The organism is Bacillus sp. MYb78, from assembly GCF_002975115.1.
In the GTDB taxonomy this organism is placed as follows: Bacteria; Bacillota; Bacilli; order Bacillales; family Bacillaceae_G; genus Bacillus_A; species Bacillus_A cereus.
Map to the genome: position 1 here is coordinate 95,962 of NZ_PCOB01000007.1, position 17,308 is coordinate 113,269.

Here is a 17,308-nt window from a genome sequence, read left to right on the forward strand (position 1 = left end):
AGTGGCTGCTTCTTATGAAAAACTTGAAATTATTTGTCGCTTAAGCGTTTTCCGCCAACTGCATAATGATTCTTAGACATTTCTTCGATGAAAACAACGATGTTTTCTTCAGGAGCACCAGTTGTTTCGCTTACTGCTGCTGTTACTTTCTCAGCAAGAGCTTTCTTTTGTTCTTCTGTGCGTCCTTCTAGCATTTTCACTGTTACGTATGGCATGTACAATCGCTCCTTTTATGTAAGTTACACTCTTATTATAGCGGATTATGGGGAAGAACAATCGAAAAAACAAATAATTTCTTTTTTTGACATATGGAAGAGGAGATGAAGTATGGATCAGTTATTTAGATATCCATTGCACGAAATTCCGTTGGTAGCAATGGCGATTATTATTGCATTATCCGTTCATGAATTTGCACATGCATATGTTGCATATAAATTTGGGGACGATACAGCAAAGAGACAAGGGCGTTTAACGCTATCACCGATGGCTCATTTAGACCCTATCGGTTTGATTGCAGTATTAATTCTTGGATTCGGTTGGGCAAGACCGGTTCCTGTTAACCCATATAACTTTAAAAGACCGCGTCTTGCAGGCATATTAGTTTCAATTGCAGGGCCGATTAGTAACTTAATTTTAAGTGCAATTGGTTTAATTATTTTGTATAGCTTAGCAGTATTTGGAGTGTTAGATGCAGTTCCAGTTGCAGTAGCTGAAACATTAGGAAAGTTTTTTGAGCTCTTTATTATGTTAAATATTGTTTTACTTGTATTTAATTTATTACCGATCCCGCCACTTGATGGGTATCGTGTAGTGGAAGATTTAGCACCAGCAAATATTCGCGCGAAAATGACACAGTATGAAAAATATGGAGCGATTGCGTTATTAATTCTCGTTATTACACCGCTTAGTAATTACACAATTCAACCTATTTTCCAGGTAGTTATTCCGCATGTATTAATGTTTTTACAAAGTATCATTGCGCCTATTTTTGGCCTGTTATAATTTTTAAGTGAGGAGGATTTTACATATGACAGAGAAAAAGAAAAAAATCGGTTTTAATATCGTGAAAAATGATTCAACAGATGGACATGGTGGATTTGGTGTTGGGGCATTAAGCCTAGAAAACATTTCACCTGTATTTGTTGATGTACTAGAGAAAACTGCATTCGTTGATATCGGTGCGATGCATGCGCGTAGTACAGTAGAAAAAGGTATTAAGTTTTTAACAAATAAAGATGAAGTTCCAAACGGAAAACCATTTTGGCTTGTTTGGGTAACGATTGAAAGAACTGCAACTGGTGCTTATTACGCAGGTGTAACAGCTTGTGAAATGACAGTAGACCGTGAAATTCGTCGCGGATATAAATCACTTCCAGAACACGTAAACAAAATGGATAAATCAATGAAGCGTCACATTATGGTTGACCATATGGATGAATCATCTAAAAAAGTACTTGGTACGTTCTTGAAAGAACATAATGAAGCGATTTGGAACGAATCTAGTGAAGAATTGCGCCTTGCATTATTAAGTGAATAAAAAATAGCTGACGGATGCCCGTCAGCTATTTTTTTTTACCAAGGAAGATATTTTTTCCACCAACTTGTTTTTTTCTTTTCTTCAGTCGTTTTTTCAAATTCTTCTTTATCATCGACGTGATCCATACAATATTCAGTCGGTTCGGTACCTTTAGCGAAATACATTTTCACAGAAATAGGACAATTTTTTGTAGCAATTTTACCGTTCTCTGGGTTGATATTAACCGCTACGACGTCACCTGGTTGTTTAAATTCTTTTTTGGGCTGTCCATCTAAGCCTTTCTCCATCGTATCAGTCCATATTTTCTTCGCATATCCTTGTTCTGCTACGTTTGAAATAGATTTAGGTTGATCATATCCGACCCATACACCTGTTACGATTTGCGGAGTAAATCCGATCATCCAACTATCCGTTTCAGTAGAACCAGATTTTCCGGCATATGTTCTTGATAATTTTGATAACATCGATTGGCCAGTTACAGCAGCATAACTGCTTAGTTTCTTATTAAACATACCGGTCATCATTTCTTCCATTACAAACGCTTTGCTCTTGTCGAGAACTTGTTTACTCTCTAAATGAGCATCGTATAATATATTTCCTTCATGATCCATAATGCGGCGAATGAAAGTAGGTTTTACTTCTTTTCCACCGTTTGCGAACATGCTATAAGCGTTAACCATTTCAATTGGTTTTACGGGTGATGTGCCGAGAGCTAGAGAAGGCACATCTTTTAATGCACTTGTAATTCCAAATTGTTTTGCTGTTTTTGCGAGTGCGTCATCTCCTAAAAATAAATTCGTTTTTACAGCATATATGTTATCAGAGACTGCGAGAGCTTGTGCCATCGTTACAAAATCATCTGCATAATAATCTTTATAGTTTTTTGGTTTATACTTTGAAACGCCGTCACCTAAAGTAAATACAGTATATTCGCTTTTTAAGCGCGTAGCAGGCGTGAATCCTCGTTCTAATGCTGCATAATATAGAAATGGCTTAAATGTAGAACCAGGCTGACGAACGGCTTGTGTAGCCCTGTTAAATTGACTCGTAGTATAATCAGTTCCGCCAACAAGAGCAGCCACTTCACCTGTCGTTGGATTCATAGAGACGAGAGCAGTTTGTATGTTTGTTGTGTCAGGTATATGATCTTTTACAGCTTGCTCTGCTACAGCTTGTAGTTTAGGGTCTAGCGTTGTATAAATTCGCAAGCCACCCCGTTGTAAAGCTTGTTCGTCTAATCCAACATCACGAAGAAGCGAAGCTTGTACAGCATCTTGGAAATATGGTGCGACCTCTGCTACTTTTTTCGTATCTAATGAGGCAAAAGTTAGTGGCTCTTTCTTCGCTAAGGCTGCTTGTTGCTTCGTAATATATCCTTGTTCGACCATTTCATCTAATATGAGAGCTTGTCGTCCTTTAGCACGATCCTCTTTCAAAAAGGGAGAATAGACACTTGGCCCTTTCGGGATACCTGCGAGCATACTAGCTTCTGCTAATGTTAAATCTTTTGCTGTTTTATCGAAATATAGACGGGACGCAGCTTCGATTCCATAAGCGCCATGTCCGTAATAAATTGTATTTAAATATCCTTCTAAAATATGATTTTTATTATAGTTTACTTCAAGGCGGGCAGTGTACATTGCCTCTAATAATTTCCGTTTCCACGTTTTATCATGATCTAAATACAGATTACGCGCGTATTGTTGTGTAATTGTACTAGCTCCTTGTACCTTTGCCATCGCTTTTAAATCAGCAACAATTGCACCTGCAATCCGTTTCACATCGAAGCCGTGATGTTTATAAAATCTTTGATCTTCAATAGAAAGGGTCGCTTCTTTTACATAAGGTGAAATTTCATTAAGAGAGACATTGTAACGTTTTTGAATTTCATTACTTTGTCCAATAACAGTATCATCGTTTGCGTAAAAGACGCTTGTTTGTGGGACCGCAACAGGAGGAGGTCCCATAATTTTTGCAACTATAATAATAACAAAAAAAGAAAAAACGAAGAAAAGGACGCAAGAAAACATTGCGGTGAAGAAAAGACGTTTATATTTTTTAAGTTTTGGATTCATAGTTTGATCCATCTTTTTTCAGCCCCTCATTAATACAAGCGTTATTGTATTAGTATTGAGGGTTTTCATTTATTTTAAACAATGAAATTTCGAAAATAAAAAGCTCCTTCCATTAAGAAAGGAGCTCAAAGGCACGTGCTGGCCAATCGGTAATGATGACATCTACACCATAATCAATCATAGTTTGTAAATCTTTGTATTCGTTAATTGTATATGGACGGAAAACATATCCTTGCTCTTGTGCTAATTGCACAAATTCTTTCGTTAATAGCTGGAAGTTTGGATGTAATCCACTTGCTTTTCTCTGTTTTGCTTCGGCAATTGGATCAGCAATCGTTGTATCATATAAAATTGCTCTTGGGATTTCAGGAGCAATTTCTGCTAATAATGAAACAGAGTCATGGTTAAATGATGAAAATACAATTTGATTAGAAAGATGATATTCGCGCACAAGTGCAACAGCTTTTTCCTCAATATTTGGGTAATGAATAACATCTGTCTTTAATTCAATATTTAGTTGTAAGTTCGTTGTGGAAAGCCAAATGAAAATCTCACGCAACGTTGGGATTTTTGCTTCATGGAAAGAAGGGTCTTTATAGCTACCAGCGTCCAATGATTGTAGTTCCTCTACCGTTTTTTCCGAAACAAGTCCAACGCCATTTGTTGTACGATCGACGGTTTCATCGTGAATTACGACAAGTTCACCATCTTTTGATAAGTGGACATCGAGTTCAATTCCGTGAGCGCCAATGCGTTCTGCTTCTTGGAAGGCAATCATCGTATTTTCGGGATGTGTACCTTTTACTCCGCGGTGAGCGAAAATAAGTGGTTTACTCATGTGAAATTCTCCTTATTATCTCTTTTCTTTCATTATGAAACTGCTTTAGGGAAAATACAATTGAATATGATAAACATTTACAAAAGTCTAACAGTTGCAGAAAAGTTAACGTTAACGTAAAATGTAATAATCAAGTGAAGGGAGGAATAAACATGTATAAAATTGATGAAGTAACAAAGCAAGTCGGTTTAACAAAACGTACACTTCGTTATTATGAGGAAATTGGTTTAATTCATCCCCCAGAACGTAGTGAGGGGAATATTCGTCTGTATACGGATGAGGATATTGCCAGAATTAAAAGAATTGTAGAAGCGAAAGAAGTGCTAGGAATCACACTTCAAGAAATGCAGCATTTCTTATCACTAAAAGAAAGAATGGAGCAAAGAAGAAATAGCGAGAACCCTCGTGATCGTGAAGTGATTCAAGAAATTAAAGATATGCTTGAAAAACAAGTGCAAACGTTAGACGAAAAAATGGAGCAAATGCAACGTGTAAAGGCAGAACTTGAAGATAGTTTACATCGTGCAGTAACATTTTTAGAGAGCACAAAAGGAGAGTAATCAAAATGGAGAGCAAACAAAAACTAGGGAGATTGATTACAGTGGTGGCTACCTTCCTGGCCTTTTCGGGTATAGGAGTAGTCGACCCAATTTTGCCGATTATTGCAGAGAAAATTGGTGCAACGCATTGGCAAGTTGAAATGTTATTTACTGCTTATATTTTAACGATGGCAATCATGATGTTACCAGCTGGTATATTTGCATCAAGATTTGGTGATAAACGGATGATGACAATCGGTCTTGCGATTGTGACTGTATTTGCGTTTATATGTGGTATATCGCAAACGATTGCTCAATTATCTCTTTTCCGTGCTGGATGGGGATTAGGAAATGCGATGTTTTTTGCTACAGCAATGACGCTGTTAATAGCATTAAGTAAAGAAGTTCATGAAGCAGTAGGATTATACGAAGCAGCGATCGGCTTAGGTATGGCTGGGGGGCCGTTATTGGGTGGAATATTAGGTGGACATTCTTGGCGTTATCCATTTTTCGCGACGAGTATTTTAATTTTCTTAGCATTTATTTTAGTATTCTTTTTTGTAAAAGAACCGGAGCGAAAAGTGAAGCGTAAGGCTGCTGGCGTAGGAGAATTACTTAACCTGGTGAAGTATAAACCGTTTATGCAAGGTGCGATTTCAGGAATGTTATACTACTACGGATTTTTCGTTGTGTTAGCATATTCACCACTTATTATGCATTTATCAGCTATTCAATTAGGCTTTGTATTTTGCGGATGGGGATTAGCGTTAGCTTACGGTTCTGCAATTTTAGCACATAAGCTAGAAGGGAAATATGAACCAAAAACATTATTGAAGGGTAGTTTACTTGTATTTGCGATTTTCTTAATTGCACTATTCTTTGTGAAAATTATGTGGTTACAAATTACTCTTATCGTTTTATCAGGATTAGCATCTGGCTTAAACAATGCATTATATACAAGTTATGTAATGGATATTTCACCTTATGAAAGATCTGTTACGTCAGGTGTTTATAACTTTGTTCGTTGGTTAGGGGGCGCAATTGCTCCGATTTTATCAGGAATTATCGGTCATACTGTTTCACCACAAAGTCCGTTTTTAGTAGGTGGAATTGTGGTGTTAGTTGGTTGTATTATGATCCTAATTCCAATTCGTAAACCAGTAGAAATAGAGACAAAAGCCCTTTCTTAAGAAAGGGTTTTCTTTATACATATATGTTAGAACCCTCTGACTAAAATATATTTTCGGTATTTTTGTACTTTTAACTATACATTTTGGATGTTTTGTTTTATTTTTGTTAGGGGACATTAATGATGTCCCTATTATAAATTTGCATTGAAAGGCGTGATTGTACGATGGAACTATGGTTCACTGAAAAACAAACAAAACATTTTGGGATTACGGCGCGTATTAACCGCACATTACATACGGAGCAAACAGAATTCCAAAAACTTGATATGGTTGAAACGGAAGAGTTCGGAAACATGCTTATTTTAGATGGCATGGTTATGACAACAGAAAAAGATGAGTTCGTTTATCATGAAATGGTAGCGCACGTACCTTTATTTACACATCCAAACCCTGAAAACGTATTAGTTGTTGGTGGCGGTGATGGTGGTGTTATTCGTGAAGTGTTAAAACACCCAAGTGTAAAGAAAGCAACTCTTGTTGAAATCGATGGAAAAGTAATTGAGTACTCTAAACAATACTTACCATCAATTGCAGGCGCATTAGATAATGAGCGTGTAGAAGTAAAAGTAGGAGACGGTTTCCTACATATCGCAGAAAGCGAAAATGAATACGATGTAATTATGGTAGATTCTACTGAGCCAGTAGGACCAGCAGTAAACCTATTTACAAAAGGCTTCTATGCTGGAATTTCAAAAGCGTTAAAAGAAGATGGTATTTTCGTTGCACAAACGGACAACCCTTGGTTCACACCAGAGTTAATTACGACTGTGTTTAAAGATGTAAAAGAAATTTTCCCAATTACTCGTTTATACACAGCTAATATTCCAACATACCCAAGTGGTCTTTGGACGTTCACAATTGGATCTAAAAAACATGATCCATTAGAAGTAAGTGAAGAGCGTTTCCACGAAATCGAAACGAAATACTACACAAAAGAATTACACAACGCAGCATTCGCATTACCGAAATTTGTTGGCGATTTAATTAAGTAAGAAAATCGAGCTTGAACAAATAAAGTGTGAGTAGCTCATTTAAGGTGTTTGTCCAGAAGACTTGAACATGCTAGCTACTTACACTTCTGTAGAGAAAATCGTCTTCTTGTTGTTAAAAAGAAGACCCGGTAAATCGAGAAAGAGGAGCAATTCGCTCCAAATTTGAGAAATAGTGAAAGGTTGGGATACCTTAAGTTCCACATAAGGAGGAAAAGAATATGCGTTTTGATGAAGCTTATTCAGGTAAAGTATTTATTAAAAGTCATCCAAGTTTTGAAGAGTCAAAGGTAGTTATTTATGGGATGCCTATGGATTGGACAGTAAGTTACCGTCCAGGATCTCGTTTTGGCCCTGCACGTATTCGTGAAGTATCAATCGGTCTTGAAGAATATAGTCCGTATTTAGATCGTGAATTAGAAGAGGTAAAATATTTTGATGCGGGTGATATCCCATTACCATTCGGAAACGCACAACGCAGCTTAGACATGATTGAAGAGTATGTATCAAAACTTTTAGATGCCGATAAGTTTCCACTAGGTCTCGGCGGTGAGCACCTAGTGTCTTGGCCAATTTTTAAGGCAATGGCAAAAAAATATCCGGATTTAGCAATCATCCACATGGATGCTCATACTGATTTACGTGAATCGTATGAAGGGGAGCCTTTATCCCACTCTACACCAATTCGTAAAGTGTGTGATTTAATTGGTCCGGAAAACGTATATTCTTTCGGAATTCGTTCTGGAATGAAGGAAGAATTTGAATGGGCGAAAGAAGTAGGTATGAACTTATATAAATTTGACGTATTAGAACCGTTAAAAGAAGTATTACCGAAACTTGCTGGACGCCCAGTCTATGTCACAATCGACATTGATGTATTAGACCCAGCTCACGCTCCAGGAACAGGAACGTTAGAAGCTGGTGGTATCACATCTAAAGAATTATTAGATTCCATCGTAGCAATTGCAAATTCAAATATAAATGTAGTTGGAGCAGACTTAGTAGAAGTAGCCCCAGTCTACGACCATAGTGATCAAACACCAGTCGCAGCAAGCAAATTCGTGCGGGAAATGCTGCTCGGTTGGGTAAAATAAAAGCGGAAGCGGCTCGCTTAGAATGTGAGGGGGATGGAGCTTCAGACGTAGAGGCGCTTTTTGCCTCGAAGGAAGAAGCGAAGCCACCGATCATTCTAGCCGCTGCAGCTAGATAAAATAAAAGTGAAGCCGACTGTTTAGAGAGGCGTAGCTAGATAAAGTAAGAGCCCTCTATATGATTAGAGGGCTCTTATTTTGTCGTTATGTGTCGGTAAGTCGATATATTAAAAAAATCGCCGATATAATTTCATTTACCGTTACGCAACACAAAAAAAGCTATTCTCAAACGATGGGAATAGCTCTTTTTCTTATGCAACCTTCTCTTCCGAAGTAACTCCACGAATTTCATCAGCAGAGCGGATCGGATATTTACGGAACACAATAGACCCGATGTATCCGACAATAGTGGTAACGATTCCACATAGTACAGCAGCAATCGTTACTTTTATAACGTCATTAAATCCGAATAGGACAAGAAGACCTGGAATTGGTGATGCTGTTCCTGGTGCATTATTAACAAGCTGGAATAGCGATGTAATAATACCGGCAAGTGCACCGCCAACGAAGTTTGTTGCATAAATTGGAATTGGATTTGCTGAAACAACATCTGCTTGTGTTAAAGGCTCGATTGCTACAGCGATTGTGTCTTTCTTTGAGCAAATTTTTAGTCGCTTAAAGAAAATAAAGTTCATCGGGGCTGAGGCTGCTACGGCAAGACTACCAATTGCCATTGGTAAACCTGTTAATCCAAGCATTGCAGTTAGTGCCATAGAACTCAGTGGAGAGGTAGAAATAACTGTTATTAATCCACCAAGCATAATACCCATAATGATAGGACTTTCTGTAGTTGCAACTGATATCATAGAACCGATTTTACCAAGTGTTGCGTTAACGAGCGGATCCATAAGCATTGCCATTCCACGTGAGATTGGTGCAGCGATAAATAGGATTGCTAAAAATTCCACACCAGCCGGTAATTTCTTTTCGAGAAATTTCACGACGAAGGCACAAACGTATCCGGCGAAAAATCCTGGTAAAATACCGAATCCACTAGTAGCGATACCAATTAAAACAGCGTATACGGGGGAAACACCGATTGCTAATGCGACTAAAATCGCTGCTGCGACACCGCTCATACTACCAGAAGCTTCTCCTACTGATTGTAAAAAGTCATTATGAAACATTTCTCCACCTATATAACGGTGAAATGCTTCAATAAGAAAACTTGCGATTGCTGCATTAGCTAAAGCGCCCATCGCCTTCATTCCGTAAGGCGCACGGTAACTGAAAAGTGTAAATAGACAAAGTACAACAAGTAATAGTGCTAAACCTTGCAAGATAGCCATTTGAAAACTGTCTCCTTTGATTTTTGTAATAAAAATTCGTATCATTCAATAATAATATAAAAGTGTATGAAACGGAAAAATTTTTTCTTGGGAACTTGCTTTAAGAAAAAATCCCTTACAATAATGTAAGGAAAGTGTAAGACTTTTAGATAGAGTATAGTATGCTCTTTTCCGTATAATACAAGTATAGATATAATACTAGTGAGAAAGAAGTGCAAACAGGAGGCGCATGTATGAAATTGGTAATTAAAGTTTTAGCTGTATTCGCCATCATTTTAGGGGGAACAGCATATTATTTAAACACAAAAACAGAAGGTGTACATGCTTTTGTAGACAACTTCTTTTCAAATAAAGAAATACAAGATTATTATGCGGTTGTAGATAAAGGTGAGAAAAAAGACGGTGAATATTTGTATACATTTAAAGGGTATACAGAGGACGGAAAGCAACAAATTATTAAAAGAATGGTAAATCGTGAATTGCATGCAGGTGCTTTTATAAAAATTTATGCAAAAGGTATGCAAGGAAAAGGATGGGCTGAAATAACGAAAGAGTCAATCCCGCAAAAAGCGTTGCAAAAAATAGAAAAATCATAAAAGGAGCGAATCGTTCGCTCCTTTTTTAGTGCGTTAAAATAGTGATAGATGTATTTTCTTTGTTAGAAATGATTTTGGCATGTCCACCAATTGGAAAAGTAAAAATTGGAGTTGTATGTCCAAAATTTGCATTTGCAATGATAGGAATATGTGCAAGTTCAGGTTTTGAAGAAATCATTTCTTGAATGTCCGCTATCGTACATTCTGCTTCTTTTTGCATTCTTCCTATTACAATACCTGTTATATGTTCAAAATCAGGTTGCTGCATAAGGGAATGTAGATAGCGATCAAAAGTTTTAAGCGTTGATTTTCCTGTTAAACTGTCTTCTTCAAGGAATAAAATTTTGCCCTTTAAGTTTGGCATATATGGTGTGCCTTGTAGTAAATTAAGTGTGCTCATATTGCCACCGATAATTTCTCCTGTCGCTTCCCCCTCTTGAATTGGAACATACCCTTCATTTTTTATAAATTCTCGATTTTCCTGATCCATATACCAAGAATCATCGCTCCACGTTTCCGCCGGAATAATTTCAATAGGCTCATTAGTGGTTAAGCATTGTAAAAAGTAATCGTTTGTATACTCGAGCCCTTTCTCCATTCCAAATGAAGAGAAGTGGGGACCCGAATATGTAACAAGCCCTGTTTTTGTGTAAATTGCATTATTTAAGGCAGTAATATCAGAATAACCACAGAAAAATTTCGGGTTTTTACGAATTAGATCATAATCGAGATGTTTCAATAAACCATTGGAGTTGTATCCGCCAAGTGTCGTCAAAATAGCTTTTACATTAGGGTCTCCAAATGCTTCATGGAGGTCTTGAATGCGGGAAGAAATAGAAGAGGAAGCAAATTGATCTATCTCATCGGCATATTTTGAGAATGTAACTTGAAAGCCCATGTCAGTTAATCTTTTTGTAGCAAGTTTTCTACTTTCATTTGAAACAATACTTAAACTACACGATGGTGAAATCACGCGTATTTCATCACCCTTTTTTAACTTTGTTGGTATCACTGAATTCACCTCTATAATTAAAAGAATATTTAGATTTAAAAAATATTTTATCACATGAAATAAAGTAGAAGTGAATTATTTTTTGAAATGGAGTTTTCCTGATTTTTCAGCAGACAGACAGCGTCTTTTTTTGATATGATAGGAAAAGTGATTTATTATAAGTAGTATTTAATATCTATAACATTTGAAAGGTGTGCAAGACGTGAAGAAACAACTTGCAGGCTTGCCGGTACACGTTCATTTCGTAACAGAAATCCGTGAAGGGGCGAGGAAGGAAACCGTTGCTTTTGAAGCAAATGGTCAATACTATGTAAAAGGTCAAGGTACATATGTAACATTCCAGGAGCCGAACGAACAAGGCGAAGTGAAAACAATTATTAAAATTCAAGATGAACAAGTTCTCATTATGCGTTCAGGTGCTATTTCTATGCGTCAGACGCATGTGAAAGGTGAATGGACAACGGGTACGTATACGAGTGAACTTGGTACGTTTGCACTGCAAACGAAAACTGATAACGTTCTTTTTAAATGGTCGGATGAAAAGAAAAAAGGACAACTCTTCTTAACGTACGCATTGCTTCTAAGTGAACAAGAAGCTGGCAGATATACAATTACAATTAATTTGAAGGAGGCAAAATAATGAATTCCTTAGAACAGGTAAAAGGATTGATTAAAGAAGAAATTCAAGCTGCTGTATTAAAGGCAGAATTAGCGACAGAAGAACAGATTCCAAACGTTGTATTAGAATCTCCAAAAGATAAAACAAATGGTGACTTCTCTACAAATATGGCAATGCAACTTGCACGCGTTGCGAAAAAAGCACCTCGTATGATTGCAGAAGAACTAGTTGCAAACTTCGATAAAGCAAAAGCTTCTATTGAAAAAATCGAAATCGCTGGTCCTGGTTTTATTAACTTCTATATGGATAATAGCTACTTAACAGATTTAATTCCAACAATCGTAAACGCTGGTGAAGCTTACGGTGAAACGAACACTGGTAAAGGTGAAAAAGTACAAGTTGAGTTCGTATCTGCGAATCCAACAGGTGACCTTCACTTAGGACATGCACGTGGTGCGGCAGTAGGTGACACTTTATGTAACGTATTAGCAAAAGCAGGATACGATGTATCTCGTGAGTACTATATTAATGATGCTGGTAACCAAATTCATAACTTAGCTCTTTCTGTTGAAGCTCGTTACATGCAAGCATTAGGTTTAGAGAAAGAAATGCCAGAAGACGGTTACCATGGTGCGGATATCATTGGAATCGGTAAACGTTTAGCTGAAGAGTTTGGTGATCGTTACGCAAAAGCTGATGAAAAAGAAAGCTATGAATTCTACCGTGAATATGGTTTGAAATATGAGTTAGCAAAACTTCAAAAAGACTTAGAGAGCTTCCGTGTTAAATTTGATGTATGGTTCTCAGAAACATCATTATACAAAAACGGAAAAATTGATGCTGCACTTGCTGTATTAAAAGAGCGTGATGAAATCTTTGAAGAAGGCGGAGCAACTTGGTTCCGTTCAATGACTTACGGTGACGACAAAAACCGTGTATTAATTAAAAATGACGGTTCTTACACATACTTAACGCCAGATATCGCTTATCACCGTGATAAATTAGAGCGTGGTTTCGATAAGTTAATCAACATTTGGGGTGCTGACCACCACGGTTACATTCCTCGTATGAAAGCTGCTATTCAAGCGCTAGGTTACGATAAAGAAACACTTGAAGTAGAAATCATCCAAATGGTACAACTGTACCAAAATGGTGAAAAAATGAAAATGAGTAAGCGTACAGGTAAAGCAGTTACACTTCGTGAGCTTATGGAAGAAGTAGGCGTGGACGCAATGAGATACTTCTTCGCGATGCGTAGCGGTGATTCTCATTTAGACTTCGATATGGACTTAGCTGTATCAAAATCTAATGAAAACCCAGTATACTATGCACAATATGCTCATGCTCGTGTATGCAGTATCCTTCGTCAAGGTGAAGAGTTAGGATTAGCTGCAGATGGAGACGTGAATTACAAACTTGTTACTTCTGAGAAAGAAGTAGAGTTACTGAAAAAACTTGGTGAATTCCCAGCTGTAGTTGCGGATGCAGCACAAAAACGTCTGCCACACCGCATTACAAGCTATGCATTTGAATTAGCAGCAGCATTACACAGCTTCTACAATGCAGAAAAAGTATTGAACCAAGATAACTTAGAATTAAGTAAAGCTCGTTACGAGTTAATGAAAGCAGTACGCACTACACTTCAAAATGCATTAGCAATCGTAGGAGTATCTGCACCAGAAAAAATGTAATTAAGAAAAGAGAAAGCGGCTCGTTTAGAATAGGAGGGGGATGGAGCTCCTAACAGAGAGGCGTACTTTGCCTCGGAGGAAGGCGCGAAGCCACCGAGTATTCTAGCAAAGCGGAGCCGATTTTTCGCTTTCAGTAAAAGGCAATCACACGATGTTGTGATTGCCTTTTTGTATGGAGATAATAAAAAAATAAAATTTTATCAAACAAAAGGATAATTTGCGTCGTCTTATATAAATGACAGGAGGCTTATGATGGAAGAAAAGGTAGAAGAATTAATTGATATATATAAGCAGCAAATATATTCCTTATGCTATAAGTTAGCGAAAACGAAAGAAGATGCGGAAGATATTTTTCAAGAGACGTGGATAAAGGTTTTTTCATCAAGGCACCAACTTTCTTATGTGGATAATTATAAAAAGTGGATTACTACAATTTGTGTTCGTACGTTTTATGATTTTTATCGTAAGAAAAAAAGGTGGAAAGATCGAATATTGGATTTGTTTCATAAAGAAGATGGTGGAGAAATAGATTTCGCAGATGAAGTGAATATATCAGAAGAATTTATTCAAAAAGTGGAAGCGGAAATGATACGGGAAGTAATACAGTTATTAAATGAAAAATATAAAACGGTACTCGTACTCTATTACTATGAACAATATTCTTACAAGGAAATGAGTGAAATATTAAATATACCGATTGGTACGGTGAAGTATCGTCTCAATTATGCGAAAAAGAAAATGCGAGAACATTTGGAGGGTTTCGTGCATGAAGGAAGATAAATTTGAACAGAAAATAAAGAGCAGTTTAGCGGGAGAGATGATTCCTAGCGAAGAGCTGATAAATCATACGAAACAGAGCGTGCGAAATGCTCGGAAATTAGAAAAGAGATGGGTTGTTTTCATTCATGCTATTTGGATGATTGTATTAACAGTCACCCTAGAGCAGTTTGTTAGTCATTTGGATCATAAAATATCTGTCATTATAACGATAGTTATTATGATGCACCTATACATTCCTATATACGTTGTCATACAGTCATTTTTAAAGAAGGAGTATAAATTACATGATAGAGTTCGCTAATCCATTTGTAGTATTTGAGATAGCTGGGATTACAATGTTTTTGGCTTTTATAGCACTTTTAGTATGTGTAGCATCATGGGTGTATACAGATGCGAAAACGTGTGGAATAAGTAAGTGGTGGAGTGTTATAGCGATTGTATTGCCATTTTTTATTGGAGTTTTGTTATATATGATACGAAGAAGTAACAAGAAAATAGAAGGCGAACATACGATGAAGGTTATGAAAAAACAAAAGATAACATTAGTTGTCATATTTGCAAGTGCGATGTTTGTATTACTTAGCGGCTTTGCTTTTGTTCAAACGCTAGATGATATGTGGAGAGCTGGTGATATATATTTAGAAAATGAGAAGCGAGGGGAGACAAGTTACGAGGCAAAATTCTCATCATGGGATATTGCTGGGAAAGGTATTGAACTTGAGTATGCAAAAGATACAGAAGTAACATTTTCTTATGAAACAGATGCAAAACGTGGTAATTTATGCTTTAGCTTATATGAAAGGAAAGGAGAAGGAGAAGGTATAAGAGAGTTAAAAGAAATCTGTGAATCGAAAAAAGGTACTTTTAAAGCTACATTAAAAGCAAATGAAAAGTATGTATTTAATATAAGTGGTTTAATGGTGAAAGATGGTTTTGTAAAAGTGAATTGGGAAGCAAAATAAAGGGCCCTTGAGAAAGGCCCTTTATTTTATTGGATTGTATAAGTAACAGAAAAACTAACAGGACTATAGTAAACGTAAGGTGCATGAAATTGAACGTACATATTTCCATCTGTTTTTGCAGTGAAAATTCGGCCGTAACCATCAGAATAACGTCCAATAGGGTTATGATTTGAGTCATAAACACTGTAACTAGGAGTTTTGCTGTTAGGTTGAATTGTTAACTCTTGTCCCTTTTGAAGGAAAACAGGTTCTTGTTCAGAACTACCTCCAGTTTGCAAAGAATAAAATTTTGTAAAGCTTTGTTCTTGAGCGGCAGCAGCGACTTTTGTTTCAGGAATAAACGCGGTAGCGCCGGTAATTCCTGCTAAAGTTAACGCACCTGCTAAAATCATTTTTTTCATAATAGAAAAAGCCTCCTTATAAGTTGTAATCGATATTGTTACAGTTAATATTGTATACGATAATGAGTAGGATAAAATATGCTTTTATGCATATATATTTTTTCTCAATAAAAGACCACTGATAAAAATCAGTGGTCTTTTATTGATTAAGCAGCTTTCTGTTCAGTTTGAGTAACAGGTTTTTGAAGCGAGTTATAAACCCCTGTTCCGATAACGTCTAATGCCATTTTCATTCGTTCAGGTGAAATATTTTCTAATACGTTATCTTGAGGTGTATGGTATACCTTCTCAATATGATAGATTAATGGATTCCAACTATCGACACCCATCCAAATAAATAGAGCAGCAGGAATACCAGCTTCAGCAAATGGAACATGATCACTAGAACCGAATTTACCTTGTAGGACGAGGTCATTATTTAGTTGTTTACCTGCTTGCAAGGCAGCATCTGTTACAAAGTTTGTAGAGCCATCAGGTGTCATAGCGTATAAATTCTTTGCTTTATCATAATTTGTTGCAACCATGTCTGCGTTAAAGACACCTAAAATTCGATTGCGTTCTTTTTGGGATAGACTATTAACGTAATAATCGGAGCCAAGTAAGCCAGTCTCTTCAGAACCAAAGGTAATAAACCGAATTTCCTTATCAGTTTCTACATTTTGAAAAGCACGAGCTAGTTCTAATACTAATCCAGTTCCAGAAGCATTATCATTTGCGCCAGGTGCTCCGACAACACTATCATAGTGCGAACTTACAACGACTGCTTTTTCATTACCGGTACTCTTTTTTGGTTTCTTTGTGGCGATAACATTTAGAGATGTTAATTTAGATTCATGTCTCGCTTTTAGGGAAAGAATTGTTGTCCCTTTTTTAGCGATTTCTTCTTTAAATGCATTTCCTTGCGCATAAGCAAGACCAAAGACAGGGATAGATTGCTTTTTCGTTAGGCGGGGATTGAAGGTTTGTCCATAATTTCCGCGTCCGCCAATTAAACTGTATAAAAGAACACCTTTTGCACCTTTGCTAACAGCATTTTCAACTTGTTTATTATAGTCTGTAATTGTCGTTCCTCTTTCAAATAAAACAATTTTACCGTTTACTTCATTTGGAATATCTTCTAATTTTGTCCCACCTTGAACAAAGATAAGGGGAGCTGTAACAGCTTCTGTAGAAATTAGTGAATTAGGAGCAGCACCAGCTTGCCAATTACGTTTTATTGATAGTGGTGATTCAATGAATCCAACGTACTGATCGGGCACCTGAAATGGCTGATATTCTACTTCATAGCCCATCGATTTAAGCTGCATACCAATGTAACGAGAAGCCCATTCTTCGGATTTTGTTCCACCGGGTCGAGGACCAATTGTTTCAGATAAGAAACGAACATGTTCAATTGCGCGGTTTGGATCAATCTGTTTTGTAATAGATGGAGTTTGTGTAACCTCTGACGTGGAATCCGCTTTTGCTTGCCCAATTGGAGCTAAGCTAACAGCGAGTGATACAGCAAGCAAAGAGCTTACTATTTTTTGTTTCAATGATTTTCTCATTTTTTCCTCTCCTATTCTCCTATTCTTCTATTCTCTGTGACTGACAAAAGAAGACGGATAATGACTTTATTTTACCTTCGCGCCTTTTATTT

Annotated in this window: 19 protein-coding genes; 12 read left to right on the forward strand and 7 right to left on the reverse strand. The window is 36.9% G+C overall.

What is annotated here, in order from left to right; all coding sequences use genetic code 11:
• Window positions 1-29: 29 nt before the first annotated feature.
• The gene (locus CQ064_RS16035) at window positions 30-215 is read right to left on the reverse strand and encodes a 2-hydroxymuconate tautomerase (protein ID WP_001147171.1); all 186 of its coding nucleotides are present in this window, start codon (window positions 213-215) and stop codon (window positions 30-32) included.
• 112 nt (window positions 216-327) lie between these two features.
• Here CQ064_RS16035 and CQ064_RS16040 point away from each other — a divergent pair, with 112 nt between their 5' ends.
• Together CQ064_RS16040 and CQ064_RS16045 are read left to right on the forward strand one after the other, a co-directional pair.
• Window positions 328-1,002, forward strand: coding sequence for a site-2 protease family protein (locus CQ064_RS16040; protein WP_000372443.1), 675 nt, complete (start codon window positions 328-330; stop codon window positions 1,000-1,002).
• A 25-nt stretch (window positions 1,003-1,027) separates the two neighbouring features.
• On the forward strand, window positions 1,028-1,537 hold the full coding sequence (locus CQ064_RS16045) for a YwhD family protein (protein WP_000136682.1): 510 nt from the start codon (window positions 1,028-1,030) through the stop codon (window positions 1,535-1,537).
• A 35-nt stretch (window positions 1,538-1,572) separates the two neighbouring features.
• Here CQ064_RS16045 and CQ064_RS16050 read toward each other — a convergent pair whose 3' ends face one another.
• A complete protein-coding gene (locus tag CQ064_RS16050) occupies window positions 1,573-3,624 on the reverse strand; it encodes a transglycosylase domain-containing protein (protein ID WP_000372953.1) in 2,052 nt (683 codons plus the stop codon).
• Window positions 3,625-3,724: 100 nt separating this feature from the next.
• Window positions 3,725-4,450, reverse strand: a complete 726-nt coding sequence (locus tag CQ064_RS16055; RefSeq protein ID WP_000042784.1) for a glycerophosphodiester phosphodiesterase — start codon at window positions 4,448-4,450, stop codon at window positions 3,725-3,727.
• A gap of 152 nt (window positions 4,451-4,602) precedes the next feature.
• Here CQ064_RS16055 and CQ064_RS16060 point away from each other — a divergent pair, with 152 nt between their 5' ends.
• From CQ064_RS16060 to speB, 4 genes are all read left to right on the forward strand, one after another.
• Complete coding sequence (locus tag CQ064_RS16060; RefSeq protein ID WP_000276560.1) at window positions 4,603-5,010, forward strand: MerR family transcriptional regulator; 408 nt, start codon at window positions 4,603-4,605, stop codon at window positions 5,008-5,010.
• A 5-nt stretch (window positions 5,011-5,015) separates the two neighbouring features.
• Complete coding sequence (locus CQ064_RS16065; RefSeq protein ID WP_000444233.1) at window positions 5,016-6,179, forward strand: MFS transporter; 1,164 nt, start codon at window positions 5,016-5,018, stop codon at window positions 6,177-6,179.
• A 164-nt stretch (window positions 6,180-6,343) separates the two neighbouring features.
• On the forward strand, window positions 6,344-7,171 hold the full coding sequence (gene speE, locus CQ064_RS16070) for a polyamine aminopropyltransferase (protein WP_000424696.1): 828 nt from the start codon (window positions 6,344-6,346) through the stop codon (window positions 7,169-7,171).
• A gap of 218 nt (window positions 7,172-7,389) precedes the next feature.
• Window positions 7,390-8,262 carry an agmatinase gene (speB, locus tag CQ064_RS16075; RefSeq protein WP_001209831.1) on the forward strand — a complete coding sequence of 291 codons (873 nt, stop codon included), beginning with the start codon at window positions 7,390-7,392 and terminating at the stop codon, window positions 8,260-8,262.
• Between the two features lie 308 nt (window positions 8,263-8,570).
• Here speB and CQ064_RS16085 read toward each other — a convergent pair whose 3' ends face one another.
• Window positions 8,571-9,608, reverse strand: coding sequence for a PTS sugar transporter subunit IIC (locus CQ064_RS16085; RefSeq protein WP_000996313.1), 1,038 nt, complete (start codon window positions 9,606-9,608; stop codon window positions 8,571-8,573).
• A 233-nt stretch (window positions 9,609-9,841) separates the two neighbouring features.
• On the opposite strand from CQ064_RS16085, the gene CQ064_RS16090 reads away from it, so the two are divergent.
• The gene (locus CQ064_RS16090; protein WP_000779932.1) at window positions 9,842-10,204 is read left to right on the forward strand and encodes a YxeA family protein; all 363 of its coding nucleotides are present in this window, start codon (window positions 9,842-9,844) and stop codon (window positions 10,202-10,204) included.
• A gap of 25 nt (window positions 10,205-10,229) precedes the next feature.
• Here CQ064_RS16090 and CQ064_RS16095 read toward each other — a convergent pair whose 3' ends face one another.
• A complete protein-coding gene (locus tag CQ064_RS16095; RefSeq protein ID WP_000613245.1) occupies window positions 10,230-11,216 on the reverse strand; it encodes a S66 family peptidase in 987 nt (328 codons plus the stop codon).
• A 202-nt stretch (window positions 11,217-11,418) separates the two neighbouring features.
• Between CQ064_RS16095 and CQ064_RS16100 the strand changes: the two genes are divergently transcribed.
• The 5 genes from CQ064_RS16100 to CQ064_RS16120 all read left to right on the forward strand — a co-directional run bounded on the left by CQ064_RS16100 (window position 11,419) and on the right by CQ064_RS16120 (window position 15,268).
• Window positions 11,419-11,856: a YwiB family protein gene (locus CQ064_RS16100; protein ID WP_000744343.1), complete on the forward strand. Its 438-nt coding sequence runs from the start codon at window positions 11,419-11,421 to the stop codon at window positions 11,854-11,856.
• Window positions 11,856-13,526, forward strand: a complete 1,671-nt coding sequence (argS, locus tag CQ064_RS16105; RefSeq protein ID WP_001086464.1) for an arginine--tRNA ligase — start codon at window positions 11,856-11,858, stop codon at window positions 13,524-13,526. Before CQ064_RS16100 ends, argS begins: the two co-directional genes overlap by 1 nt.
• 252 nt (window positions 13,527-13,778) lie before the next feature.
• Window positions 13,779-14,306, forward strand: a complete 528-nt coding sequence (locus tag CQ064_RS16110; protein ID WP_000391649.1) for an RNA polymerase sigma factor — start codon at window positions 13,779-13,781, stop codon at window positions 14,304-14,306.
• Window positions 14,293-14,607 carry a hypothetical protein gene (locus CQ064_RS16115; protein WP_000656690.1) on the forward strand — a complete coding sequence of 105 codons (315 nt, stop codon included), beginning with the start codon at window positions 14,293-14,295 and terminating at the stop codon, window positions 14,605-14,607. Before CQ064_RS16110 ends, CQ064_RS16115 begins: the two co-directional genes overlap by 14 nt.
• On the forward strand, window positions 14,591-15,268 hold the full coding sequence (locus CQ064_RS16120; RefSeq protein WP_000568893.1) for a hypothetical protein: 678 nt from the start codon (window positions 14,591-14,593) through the stop codon (window positions 15,266-15,268). The genes CQ064_RS16115 and CQ064_RS16120 overlap by 17 nt, the downstream gene beginning before the upstream one ends.
• Before the next feature lie 26 nt (window positions 15,269-15,294).
• On the opposite strand, the gene CQ064_RS16125 is transcribed toward CQ064_RS16120, so the two are convergent.
• Window positions 15,295-15,669 (reverse strand): hypothetical protein, encoded by a 375-nt coding sequence (locus tag CQ064_RS16125; protein WP_000738224.1) that lies wholly within the window; start codon window positions 15,667-15,669, stop codon window positions 15,295-15,297.
• Window positions 15,670-15,815: 146 nt separating this feature from the next.
• Window positions 15,816-17,216, reverse strand: a complete 1,401-nt coding sequence (locus CQ064_RS16130) for a M28 family metallopeptidase (RefSeq protein WP_001232223.1) — start codon at window positions 17,214-17,216, stop codon at window positions 15,816-15,818.
• Window positions 17,217-17,308: the final 92 nt, after the last annotated feature.